The sequence below is a fragment of the Methyloceanibacter sp. genome, assembly GCF_050999895.1.
GTDB lineage: Bacteria > Pseudomonadota > Alphaproteobacteria > Rhizobiales > Methyloligellaceae > Methyloceanibacter.
The window spans coordinates 1-6,921 of sequence record NZ_JBPCOU010000033.1 but is presented as its reverse complement, the minus strand read 5'-3'; the positions used below and the strand labels follow the sequence as shown (position 1 = coordinate 6,921).

The 6,921-nt window shown below is 63.1% G+C and carries 8 protein-coding genes and 1 tRNA gene; 8 read left to right on the top strand and 1 reads right to left on the bottom strand.

Features of this window, described 5'->3' with window-relative positions:
• Positions 1 to 1,815, top strand: a 1,815-nt coding sequence (locus ACR2J1_RS03345) for a sodium-translocating pyrophosphatase (RefSeq protein WP_434017933.1), incomplete at its 5' end; no start/stop codon positions are given.
• A 24-nt stretch (positions 1,816 to 1,839) separates the two neighbouring features.
• On the opposite strand, the gene ACR2J1_RS03340 is transcribed toward ACR2J1_RS03345, so the two are convergent.
• Positions 1,840 to 2,328: an outer membrane protein assembly factor BamE gene (locus tag ACR2J1_RS03340; protein WP_434017932.1), complete on the bottom strand. Its 489-nt coding sequence runs from the start codon at positions 2,326 to 2,328 to the stop codon at positions 1,840 to 1,842.
• A 115-nt stretch (positions 2,329 to 2,443) separates the two neighbouring features.
• Between ACR2J1_RS03340 and ACR2J1_RS03335 the strand changes: the two genes are divergently transcribed.
• The 7 genes from ACR2J1_RS03335 to ACR2J1_RS03305 all read left to right on the top strand — a co-directional run bounded on the left by ACR2J1_RS03335 (position 2,444) and on the right by ACR2J1_RS03305 (position 6,810).
• The gene (locus tag ACR2J1_RS03335; protein ID WP_434017931.1) at positions 2,444 to 2,983 is read left to right on the top strand and encodes a ubiquinol-cytochrome C chaperone family protein; all 540 of its coding nucleotides are present in this window, start codon (positions 2,444 to 2,446) and stop codon (positions 2,981 to 2,983) included.
• Positions 2,984 to 2,985: 2 nt separating this feature from the next.
• Positions 2,986 to 3,540, top strand: coding sequence for a YceD family protein (locus ACR2J1_RS03330; RefSeq protein ID WP_434017930.1), 555 nt, complete (start codon positions 2,986 to 2,988; stop codon positions 3,538 to 3,540).
• 123 nt (positions 3,541 to 3,663) lie between these two features.
• Positions 3,664 to 4,707 carry a phosphate acyltransferase PlsX gene (plsX, locus tag ACR2J1_RS03325; protein WP_434017929.1) on the top strand — a complete coding sequence of 348 codons (1,044 nt, stop codon included), beginning with the start codon at positions 3,664 to 3,666 and terminating at the stop codon, positions 4,705 to 4,707.
• Between the two features lie 17 nt (positions 4,708 to 4,724).
• On the top strand, positions 4,725 to 5,702 hold the full coding sequence (locus tag ACR2J1_RS03320; protein ID WP_434017928.1) for a beta-ketoacyl-ACP synthase III: 978 nt from the start codon (positions 4,725 to 4,727) through the stop codon (positions 5,700 to 5,702).
• Positions 5,703 to 5,846: 144 nt separating this feature from the next.
• Positions 5,847 to 6,164: an integration host factor subunit alpha gene (locus ACR2J1_RS03315; protein WP_434017927.1), complete on the top strand. Its 318-nt coding sequence runs from the start codon at positions 5,847 to 5,849 to the stop codon at positions 6,162 to 6,164.
• Between the two features lie 37 nt (positions 6,165 to 6,201).
• Positions 6,202 to 6,666 carry a MerR family transcriptional regulator gene (locus ACR2J1_RS03310; RefSeq protein WP_434017926.1) on the top strand — a complete coding sequence of 155 codons (465 nt, stop codon included), beginning with the start codon at positions 6,202 to 6,204 and terminating at the stop codon, positions 6,664 to 6,666.
• A 66-nt stretch (positions 6,667 to 6,732) separates the two neighbouring features.
• Positions 6,733 to 6,810 (top strand) — tRNA-Pro (locus ACR2J1_RS03305).
• Positions 6,811 to 6,921: the final 111 nt, after the last annotated feature.

Here is a 6,921-nt window from a genome sequence, read left to right as displayed (position 1 = left end):
GCCAACGTGCGCACCGCCCAGGCCGCCACCAAGTCGCTCGGCGAGGGCCTGTCGATCGCCTTCATGTCGGGCGCCGTCACCGGCTTGCTCGTCGCCGGCCTGGCGCTGCTCGGGGTGGCGGTCTATTTCGGCATCCTCACCGCCATTCTGGGCCATGAGCCGACCAGCCGCACCGTCATCGACGCGCTCGTGGCGCTCGGCTTCGGCGCCTCGCTGATCTCCATCTTCGCCCGGCTTGGCGGCGGCATCTTCACCAAGGGCGCCGATGTCGGCGGCGATCTCGTCGGCAAGGTCGAGGCCGGCATTCCCGAGGACGATCCGCGCAACCCCGCCACGATTGCCGACAATGTCGGCGACAATGTCGGAGACTGCGCTGGCATGGCCGCAGACTTGTTCGAGACCTATGCGGTGACTGTCGTCGCGACCATGGTGCTTGCCTCGATCTATTTCGCCGGCGGCGATCGCGTCATGGAAATGATGCTCTATCCGCTCGCCATCGGCGCGGTTTGCGTCATCACCTCCATCATCGGCACCTATTTCGTCCGCCTCGGCAAGAGCCAGTCCATCATGGGCGCCCTCTATAAAGGCGTTCTGGCGACCGGCGTCTTGTCGCTCATCGTCCTCTATCCGACGACGGCTCTCCTCGTGGGCATGGAAACCGTCATGACGGTCGGTGCGCTGAGCTTCACGGGCCAATCGCTATATCTTTGCGGCGTGGTTGGACTTGTGGTCACGGCGCTCATCGTCGTCATCACCGAATATTACACCGGCACGAATTACCGGCCGGTGCAGTCGATCGCCAAGGCCTCGGTCACCGGCCACGGCACCAATGTTATCCAGGGCCTCGCCATTTCGCTTGAGTCGACCGCGCTTCCCGCGTTGGTGATCATGGCGGGCATTATCATCACCTACGGCCTCGCCGGTCTGTTCGGCATCGCCATCGCCGTGACGACCATGCTGGCGCTGGCCGGCGTGATCGTCGCCCTCGACGCCTTCGGGCCTGTGACCGACAATGCCGGCGGCATTGCCGAGATGTCCGGCATGCCCGCCCACATCCGCAAGACGACCGACGCGCTTGACGCCGTCGGCAACACGACCAAGGCGGTGACCAAAGGCTACGCGATCGGCTCCGCCGGTCTCGGCGCTTTGGTGCTCTTCGCAGCCTATACCGAGGACTTGAAATATTTCGCAGCCAACGCCGACACCTTTCCCTATTTCAGTGATGTCGACGCGACCTTCAGCCTCTCCAATCCCTACGTTGTGGTCGGTCTCTTCCTTGGCGGGCTGCTGCCCTATCTGTTCGGCGGCATCGCCATGACGGCGGTGGGCCGCGCAGCGTCGGCCATCGTCGAAGAGGTGCGCCGGCAGTTCAAGGAGAAGCCCGGCATCATGAAGGGCACCGAGCGTCCCGACTATAAGCGCGCGGTCGACCTCCTGACCAAGGCCGCGATCAAGGAGATGATCGTCCCGTCGCTGCTGCCGGTGCTGTCGCCGATCGCCTTCTTCTTCCTCATCAACGCGATTGCCGGCAAGAGCGCGGCCTTCTCCGCGCTGGGCGCCATGCTTCTCGGCGTCATCGTCACCGGCCTCTTCGTCGCCATCTCCATGACGGCGGGCGGCGGAGCCTGGGACAATGCCAAGAAATACATCGAGGACGGCAATTACGGCGGCAAGGGATCCGAGGCGCATAAGGCGGCGGTGACAGGCGACACGGTCGGCGATCCCTATAAGGATACCGCAGGGCCTGCGGTAAATCCGATGATCAAGATCACCAATATCGTTGCGCTGCTGCTGCTCGCCGTCCTCGCCCATTGATGGGCGAAGGCGCTGTTCGCCATTCTATAGGCCAGGCCCGGGGACGCCGCCCTTCGCGGCGTCTCTCTGGTCTTTAAACATTTTGCGGTTGGCGACGTTGCCGAAGATCTGCTCGACGAAGGTCATGTCCTTGCCGCGCGCCGGGGTCTCGTCCTTCGCGTAGTTGACGACGATGCCATCCTTCAGCCCGTAATGCGCGACCTGCCGCACATTCTCACCGCCGTCGAAATAGACGGCGACAACCTGGCGGTCGATCTCGTAGGGCTTGAGGAAGGCGACGGTCTTCTGCGTGGTGGAGATATAATAGAAGGCGTCGCCGCCCATCGTGCTTGTCGTGTCGGGCGACCCGAGCATGGTCTGGACCTGCTCCTTTGTCATGCCCGCTTGCACTTGCTGCACGTCCACGTCCATGAAGACATGGCCATGGCGGTCGATCTCCGCGCCGCAGCCGCCAAGGGTGGTGGCCCCGGCAAGAGCGGCCAGCGAAAGGATCGCCGGGAGAAGAACCCGCAAGGAAGCCGGCTTGAAGCTAGACAATGAACCTGTCCCTCACATAAGCCCGTCAGCACCGCATGGCCAATGAGCGATGCCCCTGGTCGGGCGGAGGTTAGACGAAGTGCTTCGTCCTTTGAACCCTCTGAAACGCTTTCTGCGCCGCCGACCCTCAGTGCCCGGAAGCGCCGAAATCTATGGCGCGATTGTGGCACAGGCGCGGCTCCCTTCCTTCTACCGCGTCATCGGGGTGCCCGACTCCCTGGAGGGCCGCTTTACGGTTCTGACTTTGCACCTTTTTGCCGTGTTGCACCGCCTGAAGGCCGAGGGGGCCGCCGGCCGCGGGCTCGCCCAAGACCTCATGGACCGCTTCAGCAATGACATGGAAACAGTGTTGCGCGAGCTTGGGGTCAGCGATCTCAAGATCCCAAAGAAGATGCGGGCCCTGGCCGGATCGAGTCTCGGTCAGCTCCAGGCCTACGAGGAGGCTCTTGCGGATGGCTCTGAGGCGCTGCAAGCAGCGGTTGCGGCCGCACTATCACTGGACGAGGATAAGGTTGAAGCCGTTTCTGGGCGCCTCGCAGCCTATGTCGAGGTCATGGTGAACGCATTGAAGCAGCAGAGCCTGGCGGCCCTTGACGAGGGCCGGGTGAGCTTTCCGAAAGAAGCGGCCTAGCCATGGAGAAACCGGAAACCATCGAGCAGCGGCGACCTCTCTCAAGGCCGCTGCGGCTGGACGAGATCAAGGACTATTTGAGCGGCGAGATCGAGGCCACTGCCGCCGAGAGAGAGGCCATCGCGGCCCTGCTTGATCTTCCTGAATTGCGCTCTTTGAAGCTTGTTTATCGCCTGCGTCGGGGCGGCGGCGGGCGCTATCACTTGACCGGGCGCCTCACCGCCGACGTCACCCAGATCGGCGTCGTTTCCCTTGACCCTCTGCCGGCGACCGTGGACGTCCCGATCGAGGTCGAGTTCTGGCCGCGCCGGCTCCTCGACGAGCTCCAGGCCCGGGCCGAGGAATCGGAGCCGGACCCGCTTTTCGAATGGCCGGAGCCGATCGCGGAGGGCAAGATCGACCTAGGACCCCTCATTTACGAGACCTTTGCCACGGCGCTCGACCCCTATCCCAAACGCGAAGGGGCGCAACTCGATTGGGCCGACGAGGCCTCGAAAGAACGCGGCGAAACGCCAACCAGCCCATTTGCGGCCCTTGAGCAACTGAAGCGGCGCTAAGGACTGAGGCATTTATAGAATACGGTTGTCACCCCATCCCTTTTAAGTCTATTCGGGACAGGCCCGGGGGGCTGCCGCGGTCGGCTGCGGCAAGGTCAACATCCTAACTTAGCGGCACGGAGAATGGGTGCGACAGTCACCATAGCGCTCGACGCCATGGGCGGCGATTACGGCCCAAGCGTGATCATGCCCGCCGTCGCGATCGCGGCTGAGCGGCATCCCGATGCGCGCTTCATCGTGGTCGGCGATGCGGCGCAGATCGAGCCCGAGCTCGCGAAATTCCCGGTCCTCGCCGCCAAAGTTGAGCTCATTCATACCGATGTGGCGGTCGCGATGGACGCCAAGCCCAGCCAGGCGCTCCGCAAGGGCCGCTGGCGCTCCAGCATGTGGCTCGCCCTCGATGCGGTGCGGGAGGGCAGGGCCGGCGCCGCCGTTTCCGCCGGCAATACCGGTGCGCTCATGGCCATGGCGAAGTTCTGCCTGAAGACCATCGAGGGCATCGACCGTCCGGCCATCGCCGGCATTTGGCCGACCATTGAGAGCGAATGCATCGTGCTCGATGTTGGCGCCAATGTCGGCGCGGATTCTCGCCAGCTCGTCGAATTCGCCCTGATGGGCGCGGCGATGGCCCGCGCCCTGTTTGGGATCGAGCGGCCGTCGGTTGGCCTCCTCAATATCGGCGTGGAGGAGGTCAAAGGGGTCGATGAGATCAAAAAGGCGGCGGCCGTGCTCAAGGCGGCACCTCTTCCCATCCGGTATCATGGCTTTGTCGAGGGCGACGATATCGGGCGCGGAACTGTCGACGTGGTGGTCACCGACGGTTTTACCGGCAACATCGCCTTGAAGACAGCCGAGGGTACCGCTCAGCAGATTGGCGAGTATCTGCGCGCTGCCATGGGGCGCACGCTGCTTGCTCGCCTCGGTGCAATCCTGGCGCGGGGCGCGTTCCGTGCGCTCAAGGAAAAGATGGATCCGCGCCAGTTGAATGGCGGCATCTTTATCGGGCTGAAAGGCATCGTGGTAAAGAGCCACGGCGGCACAGATGCCACGGGCTTCGCTAGTGCCATCGATACGGCATATGACATGGCCTCGAGCGGCGTCGTGACACGCCTCACAAACGACGTGACCTACTTCCATGCCAAGCTTGAGCTTGAGGGTGCGGCGTAGGCTGTGGAGTGGGTAAATTGAGTATTGTGCGAACGGTGGTGAGAGGGTGCGGCGCTTACCTGCCTGAACGGGTGCTCACCAATCACGATCTCGCCCGCATGATCGACACCAGCGATCAGTGGATCCGCGAGCGCACCGGCATCACGGAGCGTCATATCGCGGCAGAAGGCGAGTTGACCTCCGACATGGGTGTCGCCGCGGCGCAAAGAGCGCTTGCCGATGCCGGCATGAATGCCAGCGACATTGACCTCATCGTCCTTGCCACCTCGACGCCGGACCAAACCTTCCCGGCCACGGCCGTGACGATCCAGGCCGAGCTTGGCATCACGCATGGCGCGGCCTTCGACATTCAAGCGGTCTGCTCGGGCTTCGTCTTCGCGCTGTCCACGGCCGACAATTATTTGAAGGGCGGCCAGTTCAAGCGCGCTCTCGTGATCGGTTCCGAGGCTTTCTCGCGCATCCTCGATTGGAAGGACCGCTCCACCTGCGTCTTGTTTGGCGATGGCGCCGGTGCGCTCGTGGTCGAAGTGCAGGAGACGGCGGGCGCGGCGTTGGATCGCGGCATCCTCGCCACTTGCCTCCGCTCCGACGGCCGTTATCGCGACAAGCTCTATGTCGATGGCGGACCGTCTTCTACCGGCACGGTTGGCTGTGTCCGCATGGACGGCCCCGAAGTGTTCCGCCATGCCGTGACCAAGATCAGCGAAGTGATCGATGCGACCCTGAAACAGGCCGGTTACCGGCCCTCCGAGGTGGACTGGTTCGTCCCGCACCAGGCCAATAAGCGCATTTTGGATGGTGCAGCGCGAAAACTTGGGCTCGATCCTGATCGCATCGTCATCACCGTGGACAAGCACGCCAATACCTCTTCCGCTTCCATCCCCTTGGCGCTGAGCACGGCCTGCGAGGATGGGCGGATTAAGGAAGGGGACTTGGTGCTCCTGGAGGCCATGGGCGGGGGCTTCACCTGGGGCGCGTTGTTGGTGCGCTGGTAGGCACACACAAGGGGTGCCGCGCGAAAGTCACACCTTGCTTAAAATGTTGCAATATCAGGAATTTGATCGCGCGAACGATTGACCCGCTCGCACCTGCTCGATTAGCATCTTCACTAGTCCCGCGATTGGGGGAGCGTACGCGAGATGAGCGGGAAGACACTCACGCGCGCCGATTTGGCGGAGGCCGTGTTTCAGAAGGTTGGCCTGCCGCGGAACGAGTCCGCCGAGATCGTTGAGCTTGTGCTCCGCGAGATCGTGGCGAGCCTCGAGCGCGGCGATACCGTCAAGCTGTCGTCGTTTGGTTCCTTCGGGATCCGCGACAAGGGCCAGCGCATCGGCCGCAATCCAAAAACCGGCCAGGAAGTTCCGATCACGCCACGCCGCGTCTTGGTGTTCCGTGCGAGCAACATCATGAAGGAGCGCATCAACGAGGCGTTGTCCCGCAGAAAGGCGGCGGAGTAATTCCCGGCTGAAAAAAAAACGCTAAGGAGGAGGAGCGTTGGAAAAAGCGCCCGAGGCGTTTCGCACGATAAGCGAAGTAGCGGATGAACTTTCGGTTCCAAAACACGTGCTGCGCTTCTGGGAAGCCAAGTTCGCGCAATTGAAACCGATGAAGCGGGGCGGCGGCCGGCGTTATTACCGTCCCGAAGACGTCTCGCTTCTCCGAGGAATCCGCTTCCTCCTCTATAACGACGGCTACACCATCCGCGGCGTTCAGAAGCTCTTGCGCGAGCATGGCCCCCGCTATGTCATGGACTATCGGAGGCACGCGGAGGAAGACGGTGGGAATGCGCTGTCGGGTGCGCACGATATTCCCGATGTTGCCGCCGAGGCCGCAAAGAGCATGGGCGCCCACGCGCGGCGTGCGGCCGACGAACACGCGTTGGGCAACCCCGACGCCTTGAGTGCGATCCTTGGTGAACTCGAGGCGTGTCAGCGGGTTTTGATGCAGGCCAAGGAGTAGGCGGATCGCCCGTCCTTGCCTTGTGTCACGCTCCCGAGCGTGTATATCCAGGCGGCTGAATCAAAACGGAGCGTAGCGCAGCTCGGTTAGCGCACCGGTCTGGGGGACCGGGGGTCGGGAGTTCAAATCTCCCCGCTCCGACCACTTTCAGCGCTCCGCCGGCTGCAGGCCGCGCGCGCGCGGAGCCGCAGGCGATGGGCCCGCTTCTCATCCCTTCATCAAGCAGCCATTGTCGCTGCCGGGCTGAACGCTATT

Excerpts from the sequence above, each read along its gene's own strand:
- ACR2J1_RS03315 (WP_434017927.1), top strand. The coding sequence starts at position 5,847 with ATGAGCGGGAAGACACTCACGCGCGCCGATTTGGCGGAGGCCGTGTTT.
- plsX (WP_434017929.1), top strand. The coding sequence starts at position 3,664 with ATGGGTGCGACAGTCACCATAGCGCTCGACGCCATGGGCGGCGATTAC.
- ACR2J1_RS03330 (WP_434017930.1), top strand. The coding sequence starts at position 2,986 with ATGGAGAAACCGGAAACCATCGAGCAGCGGCGACCTCTCTCAAGGCCG.